The sequence below is a fragment of the Pseudomonas sp. TE6288 genome, assembly GCF_054062095.1.
The window spans coordinates 1-25439 of record NZ_JBSSEW010000035.1; the positions used below are offsets into that span (position 1 = coordinate 1).

The window sequence follows — 25439 nt, forward strand, 5'->3', positions numbered from 1 at the left end:
AGAGGCGTTGCAGGATCATGGAATAAATCCTCATGGTCGAAGAGCGGGGCGGGGGGGGGGGGGGGGGGGGGGGGCGGGGGGGGGGGGGGGGGGGCCCCCCCCCCCCCCCCCCCCCCGCTCCCACGTCCTATCCCTACAGAGCGCCGATCAGCTGCCCGCCACCGTCATGCGCTCGATCAGCACCGAGCCGCTGTGGATATTGCTACGCGTCTCGATATCGCTGCCAATGGCGACGATCTGCTGGAACATGTCCTTCATGTTGCCGGCAATGGTCACTTCTTGTACGGCGTGCTGGATCTCGCCGTTTTCCACCCAGAAGCCCGCCGCACCCCGCGAATAGTCGCCGGTCACCATGTTCAGCCCATGGCCCATCAGCTCGGTTACCAGCAGGCCACGGCCCATGCGCCGGATCAGTGCGGCCTGGTCCTCGACGCCGTGGGTGACGAACAGATTGTGCACGCCACCTGAGTTGGCGGTGCTTGGCAAACCCAGCTTGCGCCCCGAATAGGTGCCCAGGATGTACGACACCAGCTCGCCTTTGTCGACGAACGGCTTGGCGTAGGTGGCCAGGCCATCGCCATCGAACGCTGCACTGCCCAGAGCACGCGGGATGTGTGGCCGCTCGTCGAGGGTCAGCCAGGTGGGGAACAGGCGCTGACCAAGGGTACCCTCGAGGAACGACGACTTGCGGTACAGGTTGCCGCCGGAAATCGCCGACAGGAAGCTGCCGAACAGGCCGCCAGCGAGCTCGGCCGAGAACAGCACCGGCACCTCGCAGGTGGGGACCGGGCGAGCACCCAGTCGGCTTGCCGCGCGCTGCGCGGCACGCAGGCCGATGCTAAGCGGGTCGGCCAGCAGCTGGCCCTGGCGATTGACGTCGTACCAGTAGTCACGCTGCATCTGCCCATCGGCTTCGGCGATCATCACGCAGCTCAGGCTGTGACGGGTTGAGGCATAGCCACCGATAAAACCATGGCTGTTACCGTACACCCGCACACCCTGATGGGTATTGAGCGTGGTGCCGTCGGCGTTGCTGATGCGCTTGTCGGCATCGAACGCCGCCGCCTCGCAGGCCAGCGCCATCTCGATGGCTTTCTCCGGCTCGATGTCCCAGTCATGGTAGAGATCCAGGTCGGGGATCTCACGGGCCATCAACGCGGCATCGGCCAGCCCCGAGCAGGCGTCCTCGGAGGTATGTTTCGCGATTGCCAGCGCGGCGGCGACCGTCTCGCGGATCGCCTCAGGGCCGCTGGCCGAAGTGCTGGCCGACCCCTTGCGCTGGCCCACGTAAAGGGTGATGCCGAACCCCTGGTCGCGATTGAACTCGACCGTCTCGACTTCGCGCTGGCGCACCGTGGTGGACAGGCCTTGCTCCAGCGACACCGCCACTTCGCAGGCGCTGGCACCCTGGCGGCGCGCCTCGGCGACAATCGCCTCGACCTGCTCCTGCAACGCCGGCAGGTCCTTGGGACCTACGCTCTGGACTGCACTCATGGTTTTCTCCACTGAAAATTCTGCGTACGGCTTGGGTCATTCTACGACCGGGCCGGACAAGCGGCCCCCGACTGGTTATCATGGCGGCGATTTCTTGCGGACGGCCCCCATGGTTGATTCTTACGACGACGCCTTCGATGGCGAAAAAAGCAAAACCCAGATCAAGCGCGAGCTGCATGCGTTGGTCGAACTCGGTGAACGCCTCACCACCCTCAAGGCCGACACCCTGGCCCGCCTGCCGCTGACCGACGAGCTGCGCAAGGCGCTGGACGAAGCCAGCAAGCACACCGCCCACGGCGCCCGCAAACGCCACATGTCGTTCGTCGGCAAGCTGATGCGCGTGCAGGACCTGGACGCCATCCATGCCGTGCTCGAGCAGATCGACAGCTCCAGCCGCCAGTACAACGAGCGCTTCCACGGCCTCGAGCGTTGGCGCGATCGCCTGATCGACGGTAACGACGAAGACCTCGAGCGCTTCGTCAACGAGTTCCCCGACACCGATCGCCAGCACCTGCGCTCGCTGATCCGTCATGCCCAGCATGAAAAGGCGCGGAACAAGCCGCCTGCCGCTGCGCGTAAAGTGTTCAAGTACATCCGCGACCTCGACGAGACCCAACGCGGGTTGCGCTGAGGCCATCGCGGGCAAGTCGCATCGGCGCACCGATGCGACTTGCCCGCGATTGAACATCACCCGCCGGTACCACCGACGGTGATCGCATCCAGCTTCAGGGTCGGCTGGCCAACGCCCACCGGCACCGATTGACCATCCTTGCCGCACGTGCCCACGCCGCTGTCCAGCGCCAGGTCGTTGCCGACCATCGACACACCGCGCATCGCTTCCGGACCATTGCCGATCAAGGTCGCGCCTTTTACTGGCGCGGTGATCTTGCCGTCCTCGATCAGGTAGGCCTCGCTGGTGGAGAACACGAACTTGCCGCTGGTGATGTCCACCTGGCCACCGCCAAGGTTGGCGCAGTAGATGCCTTTCTTCACCGACCGGATGATTTCCTCGGGATCGCTGTCGCCGGCACGCATGTAGGTGTTGGTCATGCGCGGCATCGGCAGGTGCGCGTAGGATTCGCGCCGGCCGTTGCCGGTCACCGCCATGCCCATCAGGCGGGCATTGAGCTTGTCCTGCATGTAGCCCTTGAGGATGCCGTTCTCGATCAGCGTGGTGCACTCGGTCGGCGTGCCTTCGTCATCGACGCTGAGCGAGCCGCGACGGCCTTCGAGGGTGCCGTCGTCGACGATGGTGCACAGGCTCGAAGCCACCTTTTCACCGATGCGCCCGCTGAACGCCGAGCTGCCCTTGCGGTTGAAGTCGCCTTCCAGGCCGTGGCCGACTGCCTCGTGCAGCAGCACCCCGGACCAGCCTGGGCCGAGCACCACCGACAGCGTGCCGGCCGGAGCGGGAATCGCCTCGAGGTTGACCAGCGCCTGGCGCAGTGCCTCACGGGCGTAACCCATCACCCGCTCTTCACTGAAATAGCGATAGTCGGTGCGCCCGCCGCCGCCCTGCCCACCACGCTCGCGACGTCCGTTGTGCTCGACGATCACACTGACGTTGAAGCGCACCAGCGGACGCACGTCGGCGGCCAGGCTGCCATCGGCAGCGGCCACCAGAATGCGTTCCCATACCCCTGCCATGCTCACGCTGACCTGCTGGATACGCGGGTCGAGTGCACGGGTAGCAGCATCCACGCGCTTGAGCAGCTCGACCTTCTCGGCGCGGGTGAGTACATCCAGGGGATTGTCAGGCGCGTACAAAGCAGTCACGTCCTGACTGCGGAAGGCTTGCACAGTGCCGTTCTGCCCGGCGCGGGAGATCGAACGGGCGGCACGCGCCGCCGAAGTCAGGGCTTCGAGGTTGATCGCATTGCTGTAGGCAAAGCCGGTCTTCTCGCCGGATTGGGCACGCACGCCCACGCCCTGGTCGAGGTTGAAGCTGCCCTCTTTGACGATGCCGTCCTCCAGTGCCCAGGTTTCCGAGATCTGGCCCTGGAAATACAGGTCGGCGGCATCGATGCCGGGACCGGCCAACTCGCCCAGCACCGTCTGCAAGCTGTCGAGAGTCAACCCGCCCGGGGCCAGGAGCTGCTCACTGACGGTGGATAACATCTGGCTCATAGTCACTCCGAGGTATGCGCAGGCCGCAAGGCGTCCTGCGAGAAAAAGCGCCGGTGCGTAGTTACCGGCATGCGCGCCCGGATGGACGCCTGTTCTTCGATATCGCGTGTGGCGAGCAACACCGCCTCGCCCCGCGCCTGTTGCGCGACGATCCGCCCCCAGGGGTCGACGATCGCCGCCTGGCCGTGGGTTTCCCGCGGCCCCGGATGCAGGCCGCCCTGTGCGGCCGCCAGTACATAGCACTGGGTCTCGATGGCCCGTGCGCGAATCAGCACTTCCCAGTGCGCCGCCCCGGTCACCGCGGTGAACGCCGCCGGTGCGCTTATCAGTTCGGCCCCAGCGGCGCGCAACGCGCTGTACAGCTCGGGGAAGCGCAGGTCATAGCACACCGACAGGCCCAGGCGGCCCCCCGGTGTGTCGGCCACCACCACCCGGCTGCCGTGGGCATAATCGTCCGACTCGCGGTAGCGGCCACGGTTGTCGGCCACGTCCACATCGAACAGGTGCAGCTTGTCGTAGCGAGCGGCGATCTCGCCGTGCTCGTCGACCAGTAACGAGCAGGCATGGGCCTTGGCCTCCGGCTGGCCGACCGGCGGCAGCGGCAGGGTACCTGCGACTATCCATAACCTGAGGTCGCGAGCGGTGCGTTTCAACCATGGCAGGATCGGCCCCTCGCCCAGCGCCTCGGCCCTGCCGATGGCGGCAGCGTCGCGCCGGCCCATGGCCGCGAAGTTTTCCGGCAACACCGCCAGGCGCGCGCCTCCGGCTGCGGCCTGCTCGAGCAGCGCCGTGGCACGTTGCAGGTTGGCCAGCACATCGTCCTGGCTGACCATCTGGATCACTGCTGACGTCATGACCACCCCTGGGGTTACTTGTCGAAAGGTTTCACAAAGGTGATTTTAGGCTCTTTGACCGGACCCTCGACGCGATAATGCACGCTGGCGAAGCGCGCCACCCGGTCACCGATCAGACGATCGACGAGGAACAGCGCGCCACCGACCGCCGGCGCGCCAACAATCAAGGCGGCCAATGGCAGGTTGTTGGTGACCGGCAACGTCACCAGCAGCTTGGCGTCGACCCGATCACGGACGAAGTCCATGGTGCCGTCGAGTTCGAAATTGCTCGACGGGCCGGTGACGGTGATCGGCTCCCGCGTCACGTAGACCCCTTCGCTGGCCACCAGCAGGCCTTTGACCCGATCGTAGGCCAGGCCCTTGCTGAACAGGTCGGAGAAGTCCAGGCGCAGGCGTCGGCCAATGGAGTTGAAGTTGAGCAGCCCGAATACCCGCAACGCCTGGGCGCTGCCCTCGACCTCGACGAACTGACCGCTGCGCAGCGCCGCGTCGAGGCTGCCGGAGTACCGGTTGAGGCTGACCCAAGCCGGCGAGCCCGGCCAGCGGCCATCCACGTCCATGCGGAAGTCGCGGCTGGTGACGGTGGGGGCAAATCCCCAGGCTTTGAGCACATTCCCCAGGTCCTTGCCGTCGACGCGGCCTTTGTACCAGCTGGACGTGCTGCCGGGCTCGCCTTCCCAGCCACCGCTGCCGTCGATGTGCAGCCCCTTGAGGTCCAGGTCGATGTCGCTCATGGCCGTGCCCCGGGGGGTCTGGCGCAGCTTCAGGGTGGCGCTGCCAAACAGGTCGTCACCGCGGTACAGCTTGTCGATGGTCAGGTCCAGCGGCGGCGCCTTGCGCGGGTCGAACCCGGCCAATGGGTCCGGCGCATTCTCGGCCTGGGCCTCGTTCGGGTCGGCGGGCGGCAGGCGCAAGCTCTGCAGGCGGACAGTCATGGGCGCGGCCTTGGCATCGGGAATGCGCGCATTGCCGATGACTTCCTGGCTGTCCAGGCGCAGGTCCCAGGCCGGGCCACCACGCATCAGGCGGATCACCGCCTGGTTGAGGTCCATGCCGAACGCCTTGAGCTGGCCGATGCTGAGGTCAACGCTCTGCAGGTTCTGCCGGGCACTACCGCCCGGATCCTTGCCGGCAAAGCGCTCCATCTGTTGCTGCCAAGGGGCCAGGTCCAGCGTCTCCAGCCGGCCACGCACCCGCAGGCCCTGGCCAGACGGCAAGCTGGCCTCGCCCGTGCCCAGCAACAGCTCGCCACGCCCTTGGGCCAGCTTGTCGGCAGGCGCGGCATAAGCGAAGCGGGCCAGGTCCGCGTAGCTGCCATCGATGCGCCGTTCCGGGCCCTGCAGGGTCAGGCTGAAACGGCTGTCGCGGGTCTCTGCGGCGGCCTTGCCAAAAGGCGCCGGCAGATCGATGGCCAGGCCCTTGAGCGACGAATTGACGGTCAAGCGGTTGTCACGACTGCCCAGTGTTACTTGCACCTGATAGGGCAGCTCACCCGAGGCTGGCAGCGGCTGCGCGAACTGCAACCAGTCGGTCAGGGCCTTGAGGCCGACCTGACCATTGGCATTGATCCGGGTCTGGAGCTGCCCACCCTGCCCTTCTGCGGTGATTTGCGCGCTGACCGCCTTGCCAAAGGCGTGCAGGCTGATGTCCTTGCCGCTCAGGCCCTTGTCGAGGTCGAAGGTGAAGTCGCCCTTCAGCTGGCTCAATTCCAGGGCCGGGGGCGCCACTTTCAAAGTAGCGTCGGCTGTCGCGAAGTTCACCAGCACCTTGGGCCGCTGCCCATGGGCCAGGGGTACGTCGAGCTTGATCTTGCCCTTGAGCGGCCCCTCGCCTTCCCAACCGGCGAAGATCTCCCCAGTGCCGATGGGCGCTTCCTTGAGGATCTTCAAGCCATCGCCGAGGCTGCCGTCGAAATTACCGTCGAGGATCAGGTGGCTGTGCTGGTCGCCTTCGACATGGGGAATATCGACGCTGACATCACTGACCTTGGTGTCCAGCAGCAGACCATGATGGGCCTGGATGCGCACACCGGTGTCTTCGATATACACATTGCCGTCGACCTGCTGCACCTGTGGCCAGCCTGGCTGGAAGTCCAGCGCGGCGTCATGCACCTTGAAGAACAGGCTGATATCGCGGGCATGGGGCGGCGCATTGTGATGCAGCGACCCCTGGTACTGGAAATAGCCCTCGTCGACATTGCCCTTGACGATGGCGCTGCGCAGCCATTCGTCCAGGGCGGGGCTGAGCACCTCGGGCAGGTACTTGGCGGTGTAGCGCCCGTCGCCTTCGGTAAGGCCGACGCGCAGGTCCATGTAGTCTTCGTGGCCCGGCTGCAGGTGGATGCGAATAAGGAAGTCCGCCGCGATCTTGCCCTCGTCGCCCACTACCTTGATGTAGGGGGCAACCAGGGTGAAAGCCTCCTTGTCCAGGGTCCAGGTCAAGCGCGCATTGGCTTTCGGGTAATGCCAGGGTTTGCCGAAGATTGGGTACAGGTGCAGCATGAACGCCTGGGTATCCAGGCGCAGCTCGCCATGCCCAAGGTCACCGCTGATCGCCCCGGAGACATTGCCCGCCGCCGGCGCGCCGTGATAGGCATCGAAACCGACCTTCTCCAGATTGGCGGCAAACTGCAGCCGTTGGTCGCCCTCGGCCTTGGGTCGGATGTCCAGGCGCACGTTGCGCAGGGCGCCGCTGACCTTGAGCGCATCGACCACGGTCATCAGCTTGTCCGGCAATGGCGCCAGGGCGTCGATCAAGGGCGTCAGCGGGGTCAGGTCGAGGCGGTCCGCCTGCACCTGCCAGCTTTCCTCGGCCGGGTTCTGGCCCGGACGCTGTGCCAGTTGCAGGTGCGACTCCCAACGGTTCTTGCCAAGGCTCATGGCCAGCGAGTCGACGACGACGTCGAAGCCCTGGTCCCGACGCTGGAACCAGGCCGACAGGGCCAGATTGTCCACGGTGATGGCCTTGCGCCCGGTGTAGGCGCCCTTGAGCTGCGGGGCATTGAGGCGAACCATCGCCTGCTGCAACTGCCCTTGCCGCCAGTCGATCCACAGCTCACCACCGGCGCGCAGCGCGCCGGCCTGCCATTGGCCCAGCAACTGCGGCGGCAGCCAGCGTGCCCAGTCGCTTTGCGGCAGGCTCAGGTAAGCCTGCACGCGCCCGTCGCGCCAGGCCTTGGCCGTGGCGCGGCTGTTCAGGCTCAAGGCCAGCGGCTGGCCGTCGGGCAGCGTGGCGCGCAGGTCGACGCTCTGGCGCGAAGCGCCTGCCTGCACGCCGAGGCTGACGTAGGTGAGGGTCAGGGGGTCTCGTTGCCAGGGCTGCAAGGTGACCTGGCTGTCGAAGACATCGATTCGGCCAAGCTGGCGTAGACGCTTGAGCGCATCGGCCGGATCGAGCGGCGCATCATCCTTGTGCGGCAGACCTTCCAGGGTCCAGTCGCCCTGCTCGGTCTCGCGCAGGATCAGTTGCAGCCCACTGAGCTGGATACGCGCCAGGCGCACTTCACGCGCCTTGAGACTGGCCCACAGGTCAGGCACCAGCTTGACGTCGTCCAGGCGCAGCGCCGCAGCGCCTTCGCCCAGTTGCAGGTCACGTACACGCAGTACAGGCGCCAAGCCACTCCAGCGCCCTTCGAGCGCACCGACGTGCACGGGCATGCCCAAGGCCTGTTCGGCCTTGAGTTCGGCGTCTGCACGGTATTCGGCGACCAGGGGAACCAGTTGCCGACCGAGGCTGACATACAGCGCCACCAGCACCGCCAGCAGGGCGCAGATAACCAGCCCCCAGCGGGTCAAGGCGCTCAGAACGCGGGTCAGACGTTCCATGGCCGAGGCCCTCCAAGTCGTCCCTTAACTATGGCCGGTGTAAAGCGCTTTGCCAGCCCGTCCATGGGGCAACCGCTGTTAGAAGGGGTCAGAGCAGCACCACATCGTATTGTTCCTGGGAATACATGGACTCCACCTGGAAACGGATGGTTCGCCCGATGAACGCTTCAAGTTCGGCAACGTTACCCGATTCTTCATCGAGCAACCGATCCACCACCTTCTGGTTGGCCAGCACACGATAGCCCTCGGCCTGGTAGGCACGGGCTTCACGAAGGATCTCGCGGAAAATTTCGTAACAGATCGTCTCCGGGGTCTTCAGCTTGCCACGCCCCTGGCACGCCGCACAGGGCTCGCACAACACCTGCTCGAGACTTTCGCGGGTGCGCTTGCGGGTCATCTGCACCAGGCCCAGCTCGGTGATGCCGATGATGTTGGTCTTGGCGTGATCACGCTCGAGTTGCTTCTCCAGGGTACGCAGGACCTGGCGCTGGTGCTCCTCGTCCTCCATGTCGATGAAGTCGATGATGATGATCCCGCCGATGTTGCGCAGGCGCAGTTGCCGGGCAATCGCGGTGGCCGCCTCGAGGTTGGTCTTGAAGATGGTCTCTTCAAGGTTGCGATGGCCGACGAACGCACCGGTGTTGACGTCGATGGTGGTCATCGCCTCGGCCGGGTCGACCACCAGGTAGCCGCCGGACTTGAGCGGCACCTTGCGTTCCAGGGCCCGCTGGATTTCGTCCTCCACCCCATACAGGTCGAAGATCGGCCGCTCGCCGGGATAGTGCTCCAGGCGATCGGCGATCTCCGGCATCAATTCGGCCACGAACTGAGTGGTTTTCTGGAAGGTCTCCCGCGAGTCGATGCGGATCTTTTCGATCTTGGGGTTGACCAGATCGCGCAAGGTCCGCAGCGCCAGGCCAAGGTCTTCGTAGATGACCACGGGCGCTCCGCAGGTCTTGATCTGCGAGCCAATCTGCTCCCACAGGCGGCGCAGGTAGCGGATGTCCTGGAGGATATCTTCCGCGCGGGCGCCCTCTGCGGCGGTGCGCAGGATGAAGCCCCCGGCATCCTTCATGTCTTCCTGGGCCATGCAGTCGGTGACCACCTGTTTGAGGCGATCGCGCTCGGCTTCTTCCTCGATCTTGAGCGAGATGCCGACATGACTGCTGCGCGGCATGTACACCAGGTAGCGCGACGGAATCGACAGCTGGGTGGTCAAGCGTGCGCCTTTGCTACCGATGGGATCCTTGGTGACTTGCACCACCAGCGCCTGGCCTTCGTGGACCAGTGCGGTGATGGTCTCCACGGCCGAGCCTTCGCGCTGGGAAATCTCCGAGGCATGGATGAACGCTGCCCGCTCCAGGCCGATATCGACGAAAGCCGCCTGCATGCCCGGCAATACCCGCACTACCTTGCCTTTGTAGATGTTGCCGACGATGCCACGGCGCTGGGTGCGCTCTACATGCACCTCCTGCAGGACTCCGTTCTCCACCACCGCCACGCGTGATTCCATCGGGGTGATGTTGATCAGGATCTCTTCACTCATGGCGCGCTCTCGTCAGTGGTCTGGGGTAATGATGGATTGCTGCGGCGTGGCTGGCTAGCGCTGTGCGAAACCCTCTTGCAGTTGCCAACATGGCACGCCGAATTGCTCGAGCAGTTCGGCGGTTTCACTCAGGGGCAACCCGACCACGGCCGAGTAGCTGCCCTCGATGCCGCTGACGAACACTGCGCCCAGGCCCTGGATGGCATAGCCGCCGGCCTTGTCGACAGGTTCGCCGCTGTCCCAGTAGCGCAGCGCCTCCTCGAAGGAGATGGTACGAAACCGCACGGTGGTGCTGACGCAGCGGCTGATACTGCGCTGGCCATCGGTCAGCGCCACGGCGGTGAGCACCTGGTGTTCGCGCTTGGACAGGTCGCCGAGCATGGCCAACGCCTGCTCGCGATTCTCCGGCTTGCCAAGGATCTGGCCATCGAGCACCACGGTGGTGTCGGCGCCCAGCACCACCCCTGCCCCATCCGTGTGGGCGAAGCCCGCAACGGCCTTGGCCTGGGCCAGGCGCTCGACGTAGGCCGCCGGCACTTCGCCCGGCAACGGGGTTTCATCGATGGGTGCGCTGACGACTGTGAACGGCACACCTATCTGGTTCAGCAGTTCACGGCGGCGTGGCGAGCCGGAGGCCAAGTACAGCTGGGTCATGTGGACATCTCCCTGTCAGTGGCGGCGCGTCAGTGAATATGCAGGCGACGGCGCAGGCCGCGCAGGGCAAAGCTGACCCACGGCCAGAGCAAGGCGCTGATCACCGCGGACCAGACCAGGGCCAGGGTTGGCAGGCGATTGCCGGTCAACGCGCTGAGCCACAGCTGGATCAGTTGGGCGATACCGAAGATCACCAGGATCACCAGGCTCTGCTGCCACATGGGGAACATGCGCAGGCGCTGCTGCAACGAAAGCACCAGGAAGGTGATGAGGGTAAGGATCAGGGCGTTCTGGCCAAGCAGGGTGCCGTACAGCACATCCTCGGCCAGGCCAAGCAGGAACGCGGTGGTCATGCCGACCTTGCCCGGCACCGCAAGGGTCCAGAAGGCCAGCAGCAGGGCCAGCCACATGGGCCGGAACACTTCCATGAACTGCGGCATGGGCGAGACGCTGAGCAACAGGCCGATGGCGAAGCTCAGCCAGATGGCCCAGCCGTTTCTGCTACGGGTGCTGGCCATTATTGTCTCCGGGGTTGGGTGTTCGCAGGCGCCGGGGGCACCGCTGCCGGGCTTGCCGCAGGCGCCGCAGTCGCTGGGGCCGCGCCGGGCACAGGCTGAACCGCGCTACCCGCCGCAGATGCAGCCGGCGTGGCCGGTGCCTGGCCGTGGCCAGCGCCTTGACGGTCGGCCTCTTCCTGGGCGATCGCCGCCTCGGTGGCGCGTTCCTCGGGCGTGCGCCGGTCACTGAACACCAGCAGCATGTAGCGGCTGCGGTTGAGCGCGGCAGTTGGGATGGCACGGACGATGGCGAACGGCTGGCCGGAGTCATGGATCACTTCGTTGACCGTGGCTACCGGGTAGCCCGCCGGGAAGCGCTGGCCCATGCCCGAACTGACCAGCAGGTCGCCTTCCTTGATGTCGGCGGTGTCGGCCACGTGGCGCAGCTCCAGGCGCTCCGGGTTGCCCGTGCCGCTGGCAATGGCGCGCAGACCGTTGCGGTTGACCTGCACCGGAATGCTGTGGGTGGTGTCGGTGAGCAGCAGTACCCGCGCGGTGTAAGGCATCAGCTCGACCACCTGGCCCATCAGGCCGCGGGCATCGAGCACGGGCTGGCCGAGAAACACGCCATCGCGCTCGCCCTTGTTGATCAGGATACGGTGCGTGAACGGATTGGGATCGACCCCGATCAGCTCGGCGACCTCGACCTTCTCATTGACCAGCGCCGAGGAATTTAGCAACTCGCGCAGGCGCACGTTCTGCTCGGTCAGGGCGGCCAGCTTCTGCAGGCGCCCCTGCAGCAGCAGGGCCTCGGTCTTGAGTTTCTCGTTCTCGGCGATCAGCTCGGTGCGGCTGCCGAACTGGCCTGCCACTCCCTGCCACGTGCGCTGCGGCAGGTCGGTGATCCAGTAGGATTCCATCAGCACCAAGCCCATCTGGCTGCGCACCGGCTTGAGCAGGTCGAAACGCGAGTCGACCACCATCAGCGCGACCGACAGCACGACCAGCACGAGCAGGCGAACGCCCAGCGAGGGGCCCTTGGAGAAAAGCGGTTTAATGGGCCGTTCCTCGTGGACGACTCAGGAGGTCATTGGACATGGGGCAATGCACCGGCCTGCTTGCGGGTTGACGGAAAAGGCGCCCGGGCGGGCGCCAGCACAGCGCTTACAGGTAGCACTGTGCGTGTCACCTGTAAACCTGGGCATACACTACTGCACCAGCGATCACTCGCTGGAGAGCAGGTCCATGGCGTGCTTGTCCATCATCTCCAGGGCACGGCCACCGCCGCGGGCGACGCAGGTCAGCGGGTCTTCGGCGACGATCACCGGCAGGCCGGTTTCCTGGGCCAGCAGCTTGTCCAGGTCGCGCAGCAGCGCGCCACCACCAGTCAGCACCAGGCCGCGCTCGGCGATGTCCGAGGCCAGCTCCGGCGGCGACTGCTCCAGGGCGCTCTTGACCGCCTGGACGATGGTTGCCAGCGATTCCTGCAGCGCCTCGAGCACTTCGTTGGAATTCAGGGTGAAGGCACGCGGCACGCCTTCGGCCAGGTTGCGGCCACGGACGTCGACTTCGCGTACTTCGCCGCCCGGGTAGGCGGTACCGATTTCCTGCTTGATGCGCTCGGCGGTGGATTCGCCGATCAGGCTGCCGTAGTTGCGGCGCACGTAGGTGACGATGGCTTCGTCGAAGCGGTCGCCGCCGACGCGCACGGATTCGGCGTAGACCACGCCGTTGAGCGAGATCAGGGCGATCTCGGTGGTACCGCCACCGATATCGACGACCATCGAGCCGCGGGCCTCTTCGACCGGCAGGCCGGCACCGATGGCGGCAGCCATGGGCTCTTCGATCAGGAATACTTCACGGGCACCGGCACCGAGGGCCGATTCACGGATGGCGCGGCGCTCGACCTGGGTCGACTTGCACGGCACGCAGATCAGCACGCGAGGGCTGGGCTGCAGGAAGCTGTTCTCATGCACCTTGTTGATGAAGTACTGCAGCATTTTTTCGCAAACGCTGAAGTCGGCGATCACGCCGTCCTTCATCGGACGAATGGCAGCAATGTTGCCGGGGGTGCGGCCCAGCATGCGCTTGGCTTCGGTACCGACTGCGACGACGCTTTTCTGGTTGCCGTGGGTACGGATGGCAACAACCGAGGGCTCATTCAGGACGATACCGCGCTCACGCACGTAGATAAGGGTGTTGGCAGTACCCAGGTCGATGGACAGATCGCTGGAAAACATGCCACGCAGTTTCTTGAACATGGGAAAGTGACCCTGGGGAAAGCGTGGGTAAAAAAGTGCGGCAAACTCTAACAATGGCAGGGATTTTGGGCAAGGAGCCAATATGTTAAATTGGTTGTTTTTCCGAGCATGCCTGCCGATGTTCGCGGCCCTTTGACCGCCAGAATGCCGGCATGTTCCTCATCTGCGGACCCATTCCGTTTTTCGTTTCCCTGGAGATCCCCATGGCGCTTCAACGCTCCGACGTGGAAAAGATCGCCCATCTGGCCCGCCTGGGCCTGAATGAAGGCGAATTGCCACGCACCACCGATGCCTTGAACAGTATTCTCGGGCTGGTCGACCAGATGCAAGCCGTCGACACCTCTGGCATCGAGCCCCTCGCCCACCCGCTGGAAGCCACCCAGCGCCTGCGCCCCGACCAGGTCACCGAAAGCAACCAGCGCGACCGCTACCAGGCCGTCGCCCCGTCGACCGAGAACGGTCTGTACCTGGTTCCGAAAGTCATCGATTAAGGGATAGCGCCTGCCATGCATCAACTCACTCTGGCCGAAATCGCCCGCGGCCTCGCCGACAAGTCGTTCTCCTCGGAAGAGCTGACCGGCGCCCTGCTGTCGCGCATCAAGCAGCTCGACCCGCAGCTCAACAGCTTCATCACCGTCACCGAAGCACAGGCCCTGGAGCAGGCGCGCGCCGCCGACGCCCGCCGTGCCTCTGGTGAGACCGGCGCGCTGCTGGGTGCGCCGATCGCCCACAAGGACCTGTTCTGCACCAACGGCGTGCGCACCAGCTGCGGCTCGAAGATGCTCGACAACTTCACCGCGCCATACGACGCCACCGTGGTCGCCAAGCTGGCCGAAGCCGGCATGGTCACCCTGGGCAAGACCAACATGGACGAATTCGCCATGGGCTCGGCAAACGAGTCCAGCCACTACGGCGCGGTGAAGAACCCATGGAACCTCGAGCACGTGCCCGGTGGTTCGTCCGGCGGCTCGGCCGCCGCGGTGGCCGCGCGCCTGCTGCCGGCCACCACCGGCACCGACACCGGCGGTTCGATCCGCCAGCCCGCCGCGCTGACCAACCTCACCGGCCTCAAACCGACCTATGGCCGCGTATCGCGCTGGGGCATGATCGCCTACGCCTCGAGCCTCGACCAGGGCGGCCCGCTGGCCCGCACCGCCGAAGACTGCGCCCTGCTGCTGCAAGGCATGGCCGGTTTCGACGCCAAGGACTCGACCTCGGTCGACGAGCCGGTGCCGGACTTCAGCGCCAACCTGAACGCCTCGCTGCAGGGCCTGCGCATCGGCCTGCCCAAGGAATACTTCGGTGCCGGCCTCGACCCGCGCATCGCCGACCTGGTCCAGGCCAGCGTCAAGGAGCTGGAGAAGCTCGGCGCGGTGGTCAAGGAAATCAGCCTGCCGAACATGCAGCACGCCATCCCGGCGTACTACGTGATCGCCCCGGCGGAGGCCTCATCCAACCTGTCGCGCTTCGATGGCGTGCGCTTCGGTTATCGCTGTGAAGATCCGAAAGACCTGACCGACCTGTACAAGCGCTCCCGTGGCGAAGGCTTCGGCGCGGAAGTGCAGCGGCGCATCATGGTCGGCACCTACGCCCTGTCGGCAGGCTACTACGATGCCTACTACGTCAAGGCGCAGCAGATCCGCCGCCTGATCAAGAACGACTTCATGGCCGCGTTCGCCGACGTCGACGTGATTCTTGGCCCGACCACGCCGAACCCGGCCTGGAAACTTGGCGCCAAGAGCAGCGATCCGGTCGCTGCCTACCTGGAAGACGTCTACACCATCACCGCCAACCTGGCCGGCCTGCCGGGCCTGTCGATGCCGGCCGGCTTCGTCGATGGCCTGCCGGTGGGCGTGCAACTGCTGGCCCCGTATTTCCAGGAAGGCCGCCTGCTCAACATCGCGCACCGTTACCAGCAAGTCACCGACTGGCACACCCGCGCCCCCAACGGCTTCTGAGGAGTTCACACATGCAATGGGAAGTTGTGATCGGGCTGGAGATTCATACCCAGCTCGCCACCCAGTCGAAGATCTTCTCCGGCAGCGCCACCACCTTCGGCTCCGAGCCGAACACCCAGGCCAGCCTGGTCGACCTGGGGATGCCCGGCGTGCTGCCGGTGCTCAACCAGGAGGCCGTGCGCATGGCGTGCATGTTCGGCCTGGCGATCGATGCCGAGATCGGGCCGCGTAACGTGTTCGCGCGCAAGAACTACTTCTACCCCGACCTGCCCAAGGGCTACCAGATCAGCCAGATGGACCTGCCGATCGTCGGCAAGGGCCACCTGGACATCGCCCTGGAAGACGGCACCATCAAGCGCATCGGCGTGACCCGCGCGCACCTTGAAGAAGATGCCGGCAAGAGCCTGCACGAAGACTTCAACGGCGCCACCGGCATCGACCTGAACCGCGCCGGCACCCCGCTGCTGGAGATCGTCTCCGAGCCGGACATGCGCAGCGCCAAGGAAGCCGTGGCCTACGTCAAGGCCATCCACGCCCTGGTGCGCTACCTGGGCATCTGCGACGGCAACATGGCCGAAGGTTCGCTGCGCTGCGACTGCAACGTGTCGATCCGCCCGAAGGGCCAGACCGAGTTCGGCACCCGCTGCGAGATCAAGAACGTCAACTCGTTCCGCTTCATCGAACGTGCGATCAACAGCGAGATCCAGCGCCAGATCGACCTGATCGAGGACGGCGGCAAGGTGGTGCAGGAAACCCGCCTGTACGACCCGAACAAGGACGAGACCCGCTCCATGCGCAGCAAGGAGGAAGCCAACGACTACCGTTACTTCCCCGACCCGGACCTGCTGCCGGTGGTCATCGAGCCAGGCTTCCTCGACACCGTGCGCGCCGCCCTGCCGGAGCTGCCGCCACAGAAGGTCGAGCGCTTCCAGAGCCAGTACGGCCTGTCGGCCTATGACGCCAACGTGCTGGCTTCCAGCCGCGAGCAGGCCGACTACTTCGAACAGGTGGTGAAGATCGGCGGCGACGCCAAGCTGGCCGCCAACTGGGTCATGGTGGAACTGGGCAGCCTGCTGAACAAGCTCGGCGTCGAGATCGACCAGTCGCCGGTCAGTGCCGAACACCTCGGCGGCATGCTGCTGCGCATCCGTGACAACACCATCAGCGGCAAGATCGCCAAGACCGTGTTCGAGGCCATGGCCGCCGGCGAGGGCGATGCCGACAGCATCATCGAAAGCAAGGGTCTCAAGCAGGTCACCGACACCGGCGCGATCGACAAGATGCTCGACGAGATGCTCGCCGCCAACGCCGAACAGGTCGAACAGTACCGCGCCGCCGATGAAGCCAAGCGCGGCAAGATGTTCGGCTTCTTCGTCGGCCAGGCGATGAAGGCGTCGAAGGGCAAGGCCAACCCGGGGCAAGTGAACCAATTGCTCAAGGCCAAGCTCGAAGGGTGATCCTGATCGCGGGGCAAGCCCGCTCCCAGATCGTGGGAGCGGGCTTGCCCCGCGATGATTCGAAGTGACAGCGGAGCTTCCGAATTGCTCAAGCGTTCCCTCACCACCCTCGCCCTCTTTTCCCTGCTGGCCGGCTGCGCCAGCCATGACATCGACCCTCGCGGCTACGACCAGAGCGGTACCGCCTCCTATTACGGCTCACGCCACCATGGCAAACGCACTGCCAGCGGCGAGCCCTTCAACCAGCATGGCCTCACCGCCGCCCACCGCAGCCTGCCCTTTGGCAGCCGTGTGCTGGTCACCAACCTGGCCAACCAGCGCAGCGTGGTGGTACGCATCAACGACCGTGGCCCGCACACCCGCGGCCGGCTGATCGACCTGTCACGCGCCGCCGCAGAAAAAATCGGCATGCTCCGTAGCGGAACCGCGCGAGTCCGGGTACAAGGTCTGAGCGATTGACCTGACTGGAGCCCTCGCCATTTTCGACCTGGCCACCCTCCCCGCCTTCAGCCTGCTGCAACTGGGCCTGGGCTTGCTGCTGATGATCTTCGGTGCCGAGCTGCTGGTACGCGCCGCCCTGCGCCTGGCCGGCCGCCTGCACGTGCGCCCGCTGATCATCGGCCTGAGCCTGGTCGCCTTCGGCAGCACCGCGCCACAGCTGACCGTGAGCCTGCAAGCCGCCTACCAGGGCGCGCCGGATGTCGCGGTGGGCAGCGTCGTAGGCAGCAATATCTTCAACGTGCTGGTGATCCTGGGCCTTGCCGCACTGATCATTCCGCTGCGTGTGTCACGCCAGCTGGTGCGCCTGGATATCCCGCTGATGATCCTCGCCAGCGCCCTGGTCTACCTGCTTGCGCTCAACGGCGAACTGGGGCGGCTGGAAGGCGGCCTGCTGCTGCTCGGCCTGGGCGGTTACCTGGCCATGCTCTGGCATCAGTCGCGGCACTATGCCCGCACGTACCCGGCGCCACGCACCGAGCACGCAAGCCCGCTGCGCTTCTGGAGCGGGGCGCTGCTGCAGATCCTCATGGGCCTGGGGCTGCTGAGCCTGGCGGGCCACCTGGTACTGGAGGCAGCCGTCGAGGTAGCGACCGACCTGGGCCTGTCCGAACGCATCATCGGTCTGACCGTGGTCGCGGTGTGCACCTCGCTGCCGGAACTGGCTGCCGCGCTGATCGCGGCCCTGCGCGGCGAACGGGAAATCGCCGTGGGTACGGTGATCGGCAGCAACCTGTTCAACCTGCTGGCGGTGCTGGGGCTGACGGCAGTGACCACCCCCGCCCCCTTGTCGATTTCACCCAATGCACTGGACTTCGACCTGCCGGTGATGCTCGGCGTCGCCGCGCTGTGCCTGCCGGTGTTCTATTCCGGCTACCGGGTTACCCGCGCCGAAGGCCTGGTGTTCCTGTGTCTTTACCTGGCCTACGGCCTGCACGTGGTGACCTTCACCACCGGCCTGCCTTTGGCCGGACGCCTCGAACAGCTGATGCTGTTCTATGTAATGCCAGTGCTCGGGGTCGTACTGCTGTACACCACGGTCCGCGCCTGGCGCCGCCAACACTAAGGAAAACAACATGGCTGACAAGAAAAACACCGGTGAAAGCATCCGTCGCCAGGTAATGGGCGATGCCTTCGTCGATCGCGCCCTGGGCAACGCAACGGCGTTCACCCAACCGCTGCAGGACTTCGTCAACGAACATGCATGGGGCAGCGTCTGGGCTCGCGACGGGTTGCCGCTGAAGACCCGCAGCCTGATCACATTGGCCACCCTGACCGCGCTCAAGTGCCCGCAGGAACTCAAGGGCCACGTGCGTGGGGCGTTGAACAATGGCTGCACGGTCGAGGAGATTCGCGAGGCGCTGCTGCATTGCGCGGTGTATGCCGGGGTGCCGGCGGCGATCGATGCGTTTCGCGCGGCGCAGGAAGTGATCGACAGCTATCAGGCGAGCACCGCGAATTAAACGGCAAAACGCCAGAGGCTCATGGAGATCCCCTGGCGTACGTCAAGACCACCTGCCTCAACCCACCGGCCGCAGGCCCTGGCTCATCCCGAACAGAAACAGTAAAAGATCATGATCCGGCTGAGCCTGCGCCTGGTCAGCCTTCACCACACGAGGCAATGGGCACTGCCCACCCTCCCCGGCCTTGCTGAACACCGTGGGCCGCGGCTGCTCCCAGGCTGCCGCCGCAGCGGTGGTCACCGCCAACGCCGCAACCAGGAACAAAGCTCGAGCTATTTCTAGTTTCATTGCTCTAAACCTTTGACAGCGCTGCCAAACGCCATTTGGTAAAAGTAGAGCAAGGTCTGCCACTCCGCCTCATTGAACGACGAGTGGCGGCGCAATTGACGCAGGTCGTTGTACGCCGCTCGCTGGCAACTGATCCGTCGCCGACATTTCTCCAGATCCAGCAACGCGACCTCCACCCGCGCCTGCTCCCCCTCGCCAAGTACCTTGACGAACACATGCTTGCCGTACAGGCAGCCATGCTGCCAATGCCCCAGGTGCATGCGCGCCAGGTTGTCGGCCAGATCCTTGAGCATGCGCTCGTGCACCGCCTGCGGATAATGCTCGCGAGCTCCCGAGGCATGCCAGGCATCGAGATCGACAAAGCCATCAAGTGCCTCGCTGACCAGCAACGCACGCCACTGGTGATCGGCGTCACGCTCGGCACCGGCATAGACGATACGCGGCACCCGCACGCCCAACTGCTCGAAGCTGTGCAATGCGTCGAGTTCGCGCAACACCGTGGGGCGCCCGAAAGGATGCAGGAGGCTGCGGTAGATATGCCCGACCTGGCGCTTGGCATACAGCATATGGCCATGGTCATCGCTCAGCCGCTGCACGCCGCTTTCGCCGCCACGCCGCTGGTTGGGTTCCTCGACCCATTCCCCTTGCTGCTGCCAGTAATAATCGAACTGCCTGGAATGATGCTGGGCTACCGCCATGACTCTTTACCCCTTGCGCAATACGTACACTCGCCACATGGCATAGAACGGCAGAAAGTCGAGACGTTCCTGAATTCTGAAGCCTGCTGAGGAAAACTCTTCTTCCACTGTAGCCGCAGGTAACACAAATCGGTTCTGGTAGCTGTCCTGCGTGGCCTTGGCACTGCGTCGCGTTTCGAGCTTGCGCCGGCGCCAGGCCTTGAAATTGCCATCCACCCACAGCGACAGGATCACGCTGTCGCGGCTAACCCTTTGAAATTCCGAGAGAATTGTCTTTCGATGCGCAGGGTCGCCAATGTGATGGAACAAGCGCATGCAGAAAATGCTGTCCACCGAGTTGTCCGGCAGGTCAATAGCAAAGGCGGAAGTCTGCAAGGGCCGTACCCGTGCGACGACTTCTGGCGGTTGTGCCGCACAGGCTGTCTCGATCATCGCGGCGGAGTTGTCTGCACCGATGATCACCCGGTTGGCCTTTTCCGCCAGCAGCGGCCAGAAACGCCCGGCGCCACAAGGCAGGTCGAGCACCAGCCCGGGCTCTCCGGCCAACGCCAGGGCGCGCCGGGCCAGCTGCTCGTCGCGCTGGTGGGAAAGGCGTCGAGCCAGGCCATCCTGGTGCTTGAGAAAGTACTGGCGGGCATGATCCCGATCGTACTTGTCCGAGAATTCGAGTTTGATGGGGCTACGCATTGAGCATCTCCTGACTCCAGTGCGCCCACCTTAGGCAGTTGGGCGTTGGCGTCAGGTCATGCCGATGTGAAAAATCTGTAGGAAAGCTCCGCAGGTGTTACCGGACGTTAATCCGGATCCAATACCCCGCCACACCCTTCGCCATGCGCCATCGGGGTGCCCTGGCTCAGATCGACCTCGAAACGACAGCCGTGGGGCAGCGTCGCCGTCAGGGTCACGCGCCAGCCCTGGTCGTCGCAGATGCGCTGGACCAGCGACAGGCCCAACCCCAACCCCTCGCCCCGACGCTCGTCACCGCGCACGAACGGCCGGAACATCGCCTCGCGCTGTTCTTCCGGAATCCCCACGCCACTGTCTTCCACACTGAAGCCATTGGCTTCCAGGCTGAGGCGGATGTATCCACTGTCGGTGTAGTGGGCGGCATTGCGCAGCAGGTTGCCCATCACCGACTGCAGGAAGGTGGCGTTGTACAGCACCGGGCTGGCACTGACCTGGCCATCGTAGTAAAGCGCCAGGCCTTTCTGCTCGACGGTATCGCGCCATACCCCGATCAAGTCGTCACCCACCTCGCGCAGGGTCGCCCGCGAAGCGACTGCACCTTCATCGCGCTGGGCCCGGGCAAGCATCAGGAAGGTTTTCACCAACTCGCGCATCTCCTCGGTCGCCCGGGCGATACGTTCGACCTGGCTGCGCGCGCGGCTCTCGAGGTTGGGGTTTTCCATCAGCAGCTCGCACGAGGTGGCCAGGACCATCAGCGGCGTACGCAGCTCGTGGCTGACATCGCTGGTGAACAAGCGCTCACGGGTCAAGGCATCACGCAGGCGCCCCAAGGTATCGTCGAAGGCGACGGCCAACTGGCCGACCTCATCCGCGGCATAATCCGGTGCCAATGGCGGTGCCAATCCCAACAGCTGATCACGGTGACGGACCTGGCGCGCCAGCCGGATCACCGGCGCCATCACCCGCCGGGCCAGCAACCAGCCGAGAATCACCGCCAGGGCCAGGCTGAGCACGAAGCCGACCACGACAACGGCGAACAGCACCCGCTCGCGCTCCTCGAAATCGCTCTGGTCCTGCAACAGCACATAACGTCGGCCATCGACGATCTCGACCATGGCGTGGTACGAGAGCTGGTCGCGAAACACTTCGTGGAAGCCGGCGTCCAGGTGGCGCAGGTCCTTGGGCAGCTCGAAATCGTCTCGCCCGCCACTGAAGTAGAACAACTGGTCGGGGCGCGGCCGGTGGCTCCAGTCGCTGACACTGTCCATGCGCAACAGGCGCTGCAGGTCGCCACCGAGCACCGAAGAGATCAACCGCTCTTCGACCAAATGCACCGTGGCGACAATGCCAAAGGCAAATGCCCCGGCCACCAGCGCGCTCATCAGCGCAAAGGCGATGATGATGCGCTGGGCAAGGCTCTGCTTAAACTCCATCGCGGCCCTCGGCGAGGCGATAGCCGACGCCATGGACGGTATGCAATAGCGGTCTTTCGAAGGGTTTGTCGATGACCTGGCGCAATTGGTGGACATGGCTGCGCAGGCTGTCGCTGTCCGGGCAGTCGTCGCCCCACAGCGCCTCTTCCAGCACCTCGCGACGCAGGACGTGGGGGCTCTTCTGCATCAGCACGGCGAGCAGCTTCAGGCCGACGGGGTTGAGCTTGAGCAGGCGGCCCTGGCGGGTCACCTCCAGAGTGTCGAGGTCGTAGCTCAGGTCGGCGACCTGCAAGGTGCGCCGGCCGCCCCCCTGGGCACGCCGCAGCACCGCCTCGATGCGCGCGGCCAGCTCCGACAACGCGAACGGCTTGAGCAAGTAGTCGTCGGCCCCTGAGCGGAAGCCCTGCAGGCGGTCGTCCAGCTGGTCGCGGGCGGTAAGCATGATCACCGGGGTGTCGCGGCGGGCATCCTCGCGCAGGCGCTTGCACAGCGTATAGCCGTCGATGCCCGGCAACATGATGTCGAGCACGATCAGGTCGTAGTGTTCGGTCGCGGCCAGGTGCAGGCCGGACAGGCCATCCTGGGCACAATCGACGGTGTAGCCCTTCATGCCGAGGTAGTCGGCCAGGTTGGCCAGAATATCGCGGTTGTCTTCAACCAAAAGAATGCGCATCGAAATCTCCTGTGCGGCGCTTCGCCGGGCGCGGCAGGCGCAGCTTACGGCCATTTGCCCGCATGGTGCCATGCCCTGGAGCGAAATCACCGGACTTGACGGTTTTTTCACCGATCATTCACGAACACAGGATAGCGGCCCAACGACAATGCCCCGTCTCTTACACCTTCTGGAGTCACCATGCAGGCTAGCGTCCCCCCTCGCCCGATCAATTTTTGGCTGTACTTGGGCATCCCATTCATCACTGTCATGACCCTGGTCCTGCTGGAGTGGACCTCGCTGGACATGGACCTGGCCAACCTGTTCTACGACCCGGCCGCCGGCGCGTTCATCGGCCGCCACAGCTATGTGCTGGAGAATATCCTGCATGACCGCGTCAAGCAGGGTGTGATCCTGTTCGGTCTACTGGCAGTGGCCGGGTTCGCCCTGAGCTTCTTCTGGAGCCGGCTGCTGGGCTGGCGCCGCGAGTTGGGCTGCCTGGTACTGGCGCTGGCGCTGTCGACGGCCTTCGTCACGCCGCTGAAGAAGGTGACCCAGGTGCAATGCCCGTGGAGCCTGACGCAGTTCGGTGGCAAGGAGACCTACAGCAAGTTGCTCGAAGCCCGCCCGGCTACCGACAAGCCTGGGCTGTGCTGGCCCGGAGGGCATGCGGCGACCGGGTTCTGCCTGTTTGGCCTGTTCTTCATGCTGCGTGACCGCAAGCCCCGCATGGCACGGGTCGCGCTGGCAGTGGCCTTCGTGGCCGGCTCGGTGCTGTCGATCGGGCGGATGATGCAGGGCGCGCACTTCCTGTCGCACAACGTATGGACGGCGGTGTTCTGCTGGCTGATCGGGCTGGGGTCGTACTACCTGGTGCTGTATCGCCGAAACCGCTGCGAAACACCAGCGGCCGAACACAGCGCTGCCTGATTAACCATCGCGGGGCAAATCTGGCAAACGAAAAAGCCCCGCACTAGGCGGGGCTTCTTCTTGGGACCGGGGGTAAGGCTGGCTTACATCATGCCGCCCATGCCACCCATGCCGCCCATGTCAGGCATGCCAGCAGCTGGCTTGTCTTCCGGCAGGTCGGCAACCATGGCTTCGGTGGTGATCATCAGACCACCGATCGAAGCTGCGGCTTGCAGGGCCGAACGGGTGACCTTGGCTGGGTCCAGGATGCCCATCTCGATCATGTCGCCGTACTCACCGGTAGCGGCGTTGTAACCGAAGTTACCCGAACCTTGCTTGACCTTGTCAGCGACAACGCTTGGCTCGTCGCCGGCGTTGGCAGTGATCTGGCGCAGCGGCGCTTCGACAGCGCGACGCAGCAGGGCAATACCGACGTTCTGGTCTTCGTTGTCGCCTTTGAGGTCAACGATGGCAGCCAGGGCGCGTACCAGGGCAACACCACCGCCAGGCACCACGCCTTCTTCAACGGCTGCGCGGGTGGCGTGCAGGGCGTCTTCGACGCGGGCTTTCTTCTCTTTCATCTCGACTTCGGTGCCAGCACCGACCTTGATCACGGCAACACCGCCAGCCAGTTTGGCCAGGCGCTCTTGCAGCTTCTCACGGTCGTAGTCCGAAGTGGTGTCGGCAACCTGGGCACGGATCTGGGTGACGCGAGCCTGGATGTCGGACTCTTCGCCAGCACCGTCGATGATGGTGGTGTTTTCCTTGGACAGGATGACGCGCTTGGCGTTACCCAGGTGCTCCAGGGTGGCGGTTTCCAGGGACAGGCCGATCTCTTCGGAGATCACGGTGCCGCCGGTCAGGACAGCGATGTCCTGCAGCATGGCCTTGCGGCGATCGCCGAAGCCTGGCGCCTTGACCGCGGCGACCTTGACGATGCCGCGCATGTTGTTGACGACCAGGGTAGCCAGGGCTTCGCCTTCGACGTCCTCGGCAACGATCAGCAGCGGACGGCCGGCCTTGGCAACGGCTTCCAGAACTGGCAGCAGCTCACGGATGTTGGAGATCTTCTTGTCGACCAGCAGCAGCAGGGCGCCTTCCAGCTCGGCAACCATGGTGTCCGGCTTGTTGACGAAGTACGGCGACAGGTAGCCGCGATCGAACTGCATGCCTTCGACGACGGACAGTTCGTTTTCCAGGCCCGAGCCTTCTTCAACGGTGATCACGCCTTCCTTGCCGACTTTTTCCATGGCTTCGGCGATGATTTCACCGATGGAGTTGTCGGAGTTGGCGGAGATGGTGCCGACCTGGGCGATGGCCTTGGAATCGGCGCATGGCTTGGACAGGTTCTTCAGCTCGGCGACGACGGCGGCGGTGGCCTTGTCGATGCCGCGCTTGAGGTCCATCGGGTTCATGCCGGCAGCAACGGCTTTCAGGCCTTCGTTGACGATGGCCTGGGCCAGTACGGTAGCGGTGGTGGTGCCGTCACCGGCAGCGTCGTTGGCCTTGGAAGCAACTTCCTTGACCAGCTGGGCGCCCATGTTCTCGAAAGCGTCTTTGAGCTCGATCTCTTTGGCGACGGAAACGCCGTCCTTGGTGATGGTCGGCGCGCCGAAGCTCTTGGCCAGGACCACGTTACGGCCTTTCGGGCCCAGGGTCGCTTTTACCGCGTCAGCCAGAACGTTGACACCAACCAGCATTTTCTTACGGGCGGAATCGCCGAATTTTACGTCTTTAGCAGCCATGATCGTTTAATCCTTGGAATTCTTTGGAGTAACGGGAAGTCGGGGAAATCAGCCTTCGATAACAGCGAGGATTTCGTTCTCGGCCATTACCAGCAGGTCTTCGCCATCGACTTTCACGGTGTTGCTGCCCGAGTAAGGGCCGAAAACCACTTTGTCACCCACTTTCACGGCCAGCGCGCGTACTTCGCCGTTGTCCAGGATGCGACCGGTGCCGACGGCAACGACTTCACCGCGGTTTGGTTTTTCAGCGGCCGAACCCGGCAGGACGATACCGCCAGCGGTTTTCGATTCTTCTTCGCTGCGACGGATGACGACGCGGTCATGCAGAGGACGAAGCTTCATTGTCGATCTCTCCCAAATTGTGGTTTTCATCGGCCGGTGTCAGCACCGGCGG

At 64.7% G+C, this 25439-nt stretch carries 24 protein-coding genes; 8 read left to right on the forward strand and 16 right to left on the reverse strand.

The features are described from left to right. Window positions 1-147: 147 nt before the first annotated feature. Entirely contained in the window at window positions 148-1494 is a 1347-nt protein-coding gene (gene pmbA, locus ACVWY1_RS25055) for a metalloprotease PmbA (RefSeq protein WP_457378893.1), read from the reverse strand. Window positions 1495-1603: 109 nt separating this feature from the next. Between pmbA and yjgA the strand changes: the two genes are divergently transcribed. Next, on the forward strand, window positions 1604-2125 hold the full coding sequence (yjgA, locus tag ACVWY1_RS25060) for a ribosome biogenesis factor YjgA (protein WP_023632090.1): 522 nt from the start codon (window positions 1604-1606) through the stop codon (window positions 2123-2125). Window positions 2126-2181: 56 nt separating this feature from the next. On the opposite strand, the gene tldD is transcribed toward yjgA, so the two are convergent. The 8 genes from tldD to mreB all read right to left on the reverse strand — a co-directional run bounded on the left by tldD (window position 2182) and on the right by mreB (window position 13257). Next, window positions 2182-3621 carry a metalloprotease TldD gene (gene tldD / locus ACVWY1_RS25065; protein ID WP_457378894.1) on the reverse strand — a complete coding sequence of 480 codons (1440 nt, stop codon included), beginning with the start codon at window positions 3619-3621 and terminating at the stop codon, window positions 2182-2184. A gap of 2 nt (window positions 3622-3623) precedes the next feature. Next, on the reverse strand, window positions 3624-4475 hold the full coding sequence (locus ACVWY1_RS25070; RefSeq protein ID WP_457378895.1) for a carbon-nitrogen hydrolase family protein: 852 nt from the start codon (window positions 4473-4475) through the stop codon (window positions 3624-3626). Window positions 4476-4489: 14 nt separating this feature from the next. After that, complete coding sequence (locus tag ACVWY1_RS25075; protein ID WP_457378896.1) at window positions 4490-8299, reverse strand: YhdP family protein; 3810 nt, start codon at window positions 8297-8299, stop codon at window positions 4490-4492. Window positions 8300-8387: 88 nt separating this feature from the next. Beyond that, window positions 8388-9845 (reverse strand): ribonuclease G, encoded by a 1458-nt coding sequence (gene rng, locus ACVWY1_RS25080; RefSeq protein ID WP_046856978.1) that lies wholly within the window; start codon window positions 9843-9845, stop codon window positions 8388-8390. Between the two features lie 54 nt (window positions 9846-9899). Beyond that, window positions 9900-10499: a Maf family protein gene (locus ACVWY1_RS25085; RefSeq protein ID WP_277502990.1), complete on the reverse strand. Its 600-nt coding sequence runs from the start codon at window positions 10497-10499 to the stop codon at window positions 9900-9902. Between the two features lie 29 nt (window positions 10500-10528). Beyond that, window positions 10529-11017 carry a rod shape-determining protein MreD gene (gene mreD / locus ACVWY1_RS25090; RefSeq protein ID WP_102682705.1) on the reverse strand — a complete coding sequence of 163 codons (489 nt, stop codon included), beginning with the start codon at window positions 11015-11017 and terminating at the stop codon, window positions 10529-10531. Then, window positions 11017-12024 (reverse strand): rod shape-determining protein MreC, encoded by a 1008-nt coding sequence (mreC, locus tag ACVWY1_RS25095; protein ID WP_173862427.1) that lies wholly within the window; start codon window positions 12022-12024, stop codon window positions 11017-11019. Before mreC ends, mreD begins: the two co-directional genes overlap by 1 nt. Window positions 12025-12219: 195 nt before the next feature. Beyond that, complete coding sequence (gene mreB / locus ACVWY1_RS25100; protein WP_003255163.1) at window positions 12220-13257, reverse strand: rod shape-determining protein MreB; 1038 nt, start codon at window positions 13255-13257, stop codon at window positions 12220-12222. 203 nt (window positions 13258-13460) lie between these two features. Between mreB and gatC the strand changes: the two genes are divergently transcribed. From gatC to ACVWY1_RS25130, 6 genes are all read left to right on the forward strand, one after another. Beyond that, window positions 13461-13748, forward strand: coding sequence for an Asp-tRNA(Asn)/Glu-tRNA(Gln) amidotransferase subunit GatC (gatC, locus tag ACVWY1_RS25105; RefSeq protein ID WP_102682703.1), 288 nt, complete (start codon window positions 13461-13463; stop codon window positions 13746-13748). A gap of 15 nt (window positions 13749-13763) precedes the next feature. Beyond that, complete coding sequence (gene gatA / locus ACVWY1_RS25110; protein ID WP_110700413.1) at window positions 13764-15215, forward strand: Asp-tRNA(Asn)/Glu-tRNA(Gln) amidotransferase subunit GatA; 1452 nt, start codon at window positions 13764-13766, stop codon at window positions 15213-15215. A gap of 11 nt (window positions 15216-15226) precedes the next feature. After that, the gene (gene gatB / locus ACVWY1_RS25115; RefSeq protein WP_277502989.1) at window positions 15227-16672 is read left to right on the forward strand and encodes an Asp-tRNA(Asn)/Glu-tRNA(Gln) amidotransferase subunit GatB; all 1446 of its coding nucleotides are present in this window, start codon (window positions 15227-15229) and stop codon (window positions 16670-16672) included. Between the two features lie 84 nt (window positions 16673-16756). After that, window positions 16757-17131, forward strand: a complete 375-nt coding sequence (locus ACVWY1_RS25120) for a septal ring lytic transglycosylase RlpA family protein (RefSeq protein ID WP_214501035.1) — start codon at window positions 16757-16759, stop codon at window positions 17129-17131. 61 nt (window positions 17132-17192) lie between these two features. Continuing rightward, window positions 17193-18236 (forward strand): calcium/sodium antiporter, encoded by a 1044-nt coding sequence (locus tag ACVWY1_RS25125; protein ID WP_102682699.1) that lies wholly within the window; start codon window positions 17193-17195, stop codon window positions 18234-18236. A gap of 10 nt (window positions 18237-18246) precedes the next feature. Further along, complete coding sequence (locus ACVWY1_RS25130; protein ID WP_277502988.1) at window positions 18247-18633, forward strand: carboxymuconolactone decarboxylase family protein; 387 nt, start codon at window positions 18247-18249, stop codon at window positions 18631-18633. 57 nt (window positions 18634-18690) lie between these two features. Here ACVWY1_RS25130 and ACVWY1_RS25135 read toward each other — a convergent pair whose 3' ends face one another. The 5 genes from ACVWY1_RS25135 to colR all read right to left on the reverse strand — a co-directional run bounded on the left by ACVWY1_RS25135 (window position 18691) and on the right by colR (window position 22412). Beyond that, a complete protein-coding gene (locus tag ACVWY1_RS25135) occupies window positions 18691-18921 on the reverse strand; it encodes a hypothetical protein (RefSeq protein WP_102682697.1) in 231 nt (76 codons plus the stop codon). Next, window positions 18918-19619 carry a lipopolysaccharide kinase InaA family protein gene (locus tag ACVWY1_RS25140; RefSeq protein WP_046856984.1) on the reverse strand — a complete coding sequence of 234 codons (702 nt, stop codon included), beginning with the start codon at window positions 19617-19619 and terminating at the stop codon, window positions 18918-18920. Before ACVWY1_RS25140 ends, ACVWY1_RS25135 begins: the two co-directional genes overlap by 4 nt. A 6-nt stretch (window positions 19620-19625) precedes the next feature. Further along, the gene (locus ACVWY1_RS25145) at window positions 19626-20306 is read right to left on the reverse strand and encodes a class I SAM-dependent methyltransferase (protein WP_102682695.1); all 681 of its coding nucleotides are present in this window, start codon (window positions 20304-20306) and stop codon (window positions 19626-19628) included. A 107-nt stretch (window positions 20307-20413) separates the two neighbouring features. Beyond that, window positions 20414-21739, reverse strand: a complete 1326-nt coding sequence (locus tag ACVWY1_RS25150) for a sensor histidine kinase (RefSeq protein ID WP_457378897.1) — start codon at window positions 21737-21739, stop codon at window positions 20414-20416. Beyond that, a complete protein-coding gene (gene colR, locus ACVWY1_RS25155) occupies window positions 21729-22412 on the reverse strand; it encodes a two-component system response regulator ColR (protein WP_102682693.1) in 684 nt (227 codons plus the stop codon). Before colR ends, ACVWY1_RS25150 begins: the two co-directional genes overlap by 11 nt. Window positions 22413-22592: 180 nt before the next feature. On the opposite strand from colR, the gene ACVWY1_RS25160 reads away from it, so the two are divergent. After that, window positions 22593-23321 carry a phosphatase PAP2 family protein gene (locus ACVWY1_RS25160; RefSeq protein ID WP_102682692.1) on the forward strand — a complete coding sequence of 243 codons (729 nt, stop codon included), beginning with the start codon at window positions 22593-22595 and terminating at the stop codon, window positions 23319-23321. 83 nt (window positions 23322-23404) lie between these two features. On the opposite strand, the gene groL is transcribed toward ACVWY1_RS25160, so the two are convergent. Together groL and ACVWY1_RS25170 are read right to left on the reverse strand one after the other, a co-directional pair. Further along, the gene (gene groL / locus ACVWY1_RS25165) at window positions 23405-25045 is read right to left on the reverse strand and encodes a chaperonin GroEL (protein ID WP_046856989.1); all 1641 of its coding nucleotides are present in this window, start codon (window positions 25043-25045) and stop codon (window positions 23405-23407) included. Between the two features lie 48 nt (window positions 25046-25093). Beyond that, window positions 25094-25387, reverse strand: coding sequence for a co-chaperone GroES (locus tag ACVWY1_RS25170; protein WP_003260750.1), 294 nt, complete (start codon window positions 25385-25387; stop codon window positions 25094-25096). Window positions 25388-25439: the final 52 nt, after the last annotated feature.

Coding starts and splice junctions, on each gene's coding strand:
- ACVWY1_RS25075 (WP_457378896.1), bottom strand. CDS start 8,299: ATGGAACGTCTGACCCGCGTTCTGAGCGCCTTGACCCGCTGGGGGCTG.
- ACVWY1_RS25130 (WP_277502988.1), top strand. CDS start 18,247: ATGGCTGACAAGAAAAACACCGGTGAAAGCATCCGTCGCCAGGTAATG.
- colR (WP_102682693.1), bottom strand. CDS start 22,412: ATGCGCATTCTTTTGGTTGAAGACAACCGCGATATTCTGGCCAACCTG.
- gatB (WP_277502989.1), top strand. CDS start 15,227: ATGCAATGGGAAGTTGTGATCGGGCTGGAGATTCATACCCAGCTCGCC.
- rng (WP_046856978.1), bottom strand. CDS start 9,845: ATGAGTGAAGAGATCCTGATCAACATCACCCCGATGGAATCACGCGTG.
- gatA (WP_110700413.1), top strand. CDS start 13,764: ATGCATCAACTCACTCTGGCCGAAATCGCCCGCGGCCTCGCCGACAAG.
- ACVWY1_RS25145 (WP_102682695.1), bottom strand. CDS start 20,306: ATGCGTAGCCCCATCAAACTCGAATTCTCGGACAAGTACGATCGGGAT.
- pmbA (WP_457378893.1), bottom strand. CDS start 1,494: ATGAGTGCAGTCCAGAGCGTAGGTCCCAAGGACCTGCCGGCGTTGCAG.
- yjgA (WP_023632090.1), top strand. CDS start 1,604: ATGGTTGATTCTTACGACGACGCCTTCGATGGCGAAAAAAGCAAAACC.
- groL (WP_046856989.1), bottom strand. CDS start 25,045: ATGGCTGCTAAAGACGTAAAATTCGGCGATTCCGCCCGTAAGAAAATG.
- mreB (WP_003255163.1), bottom strand. CDS start 13,257: ATGTTCAAGAAACTGCGTGGCATGTTTTCCAGCGATCTGTCCATCGAC.
- mreD (WP_102682705.1), bottom strand. CDS start 11,017: ATGGCCAGCACCCGTAGCAGAAACGGCTGGGCCATCTGGCTGAGCTTC.
- ACVWY1_RS25160 (WP_102682692.1), top strand. CDS start 22,593: ATGCAGGCTAGCGTCCCCCCTCGCCCGATCAATTTTTGGCTGTACTTG.
- ACVWY1_RS25135 (WP_102682697.1), bottom strand. CDS start 18,921: ATGAAACTAGAAATAGCTCGAGCTTTGTTCCTGGTTGCGGCGTTGGCG.
- ACVWY1_RS25150 (WP_457378897.1), bottom strand. CDS start 21,739: ATGGAGTTTAAGCAGAGCCTTGCCCAGCGCATCATCATCGCCTTTGCG.
- ACVWY1_RS25085 (WP_277502990.1), bottom strand. CDS start 10,499: ATGACCCAGCTGTACTTGGCCTCCGGCTCGCCACGCCGCCGTGAACTG.
- ACVWY1_RS25070 (WP_457378895.1), bottom strand. CDS start 4,475: ATGACGTCAGCAGTGATCCAGATGGTCAGCCAGGACGATGTGCTGGCC.
- ACVWY1_RS25140 (WP_046856984.1), bottom strand. CDS start 19,619: ATGGCGGTAGCCCAGCATCATTCCAGGCAGTTCGATTATTACTGGCAG.
- gatC (WP_102682703.1), top strand. CDS start 13,461: ATGGCGCTTCAACGCTCCGACGTGGAAAAGATCGCCCATCTGGCCCGC.
- tldD (WP_457378894.1), bottom strand. CDS start 3,621: ATGAGCCAGATGTTATCCACCGTCAGTGAGCAGCTCCTGGCCCCGGGC.
- ACVWY1_RS25170 (WP_003260750.1), bottom strand. CDS start 25,387: ATGAAGCTTCGTCCTCTGCATGACCGCGTCGTCATCCGTCGCAGCGAA.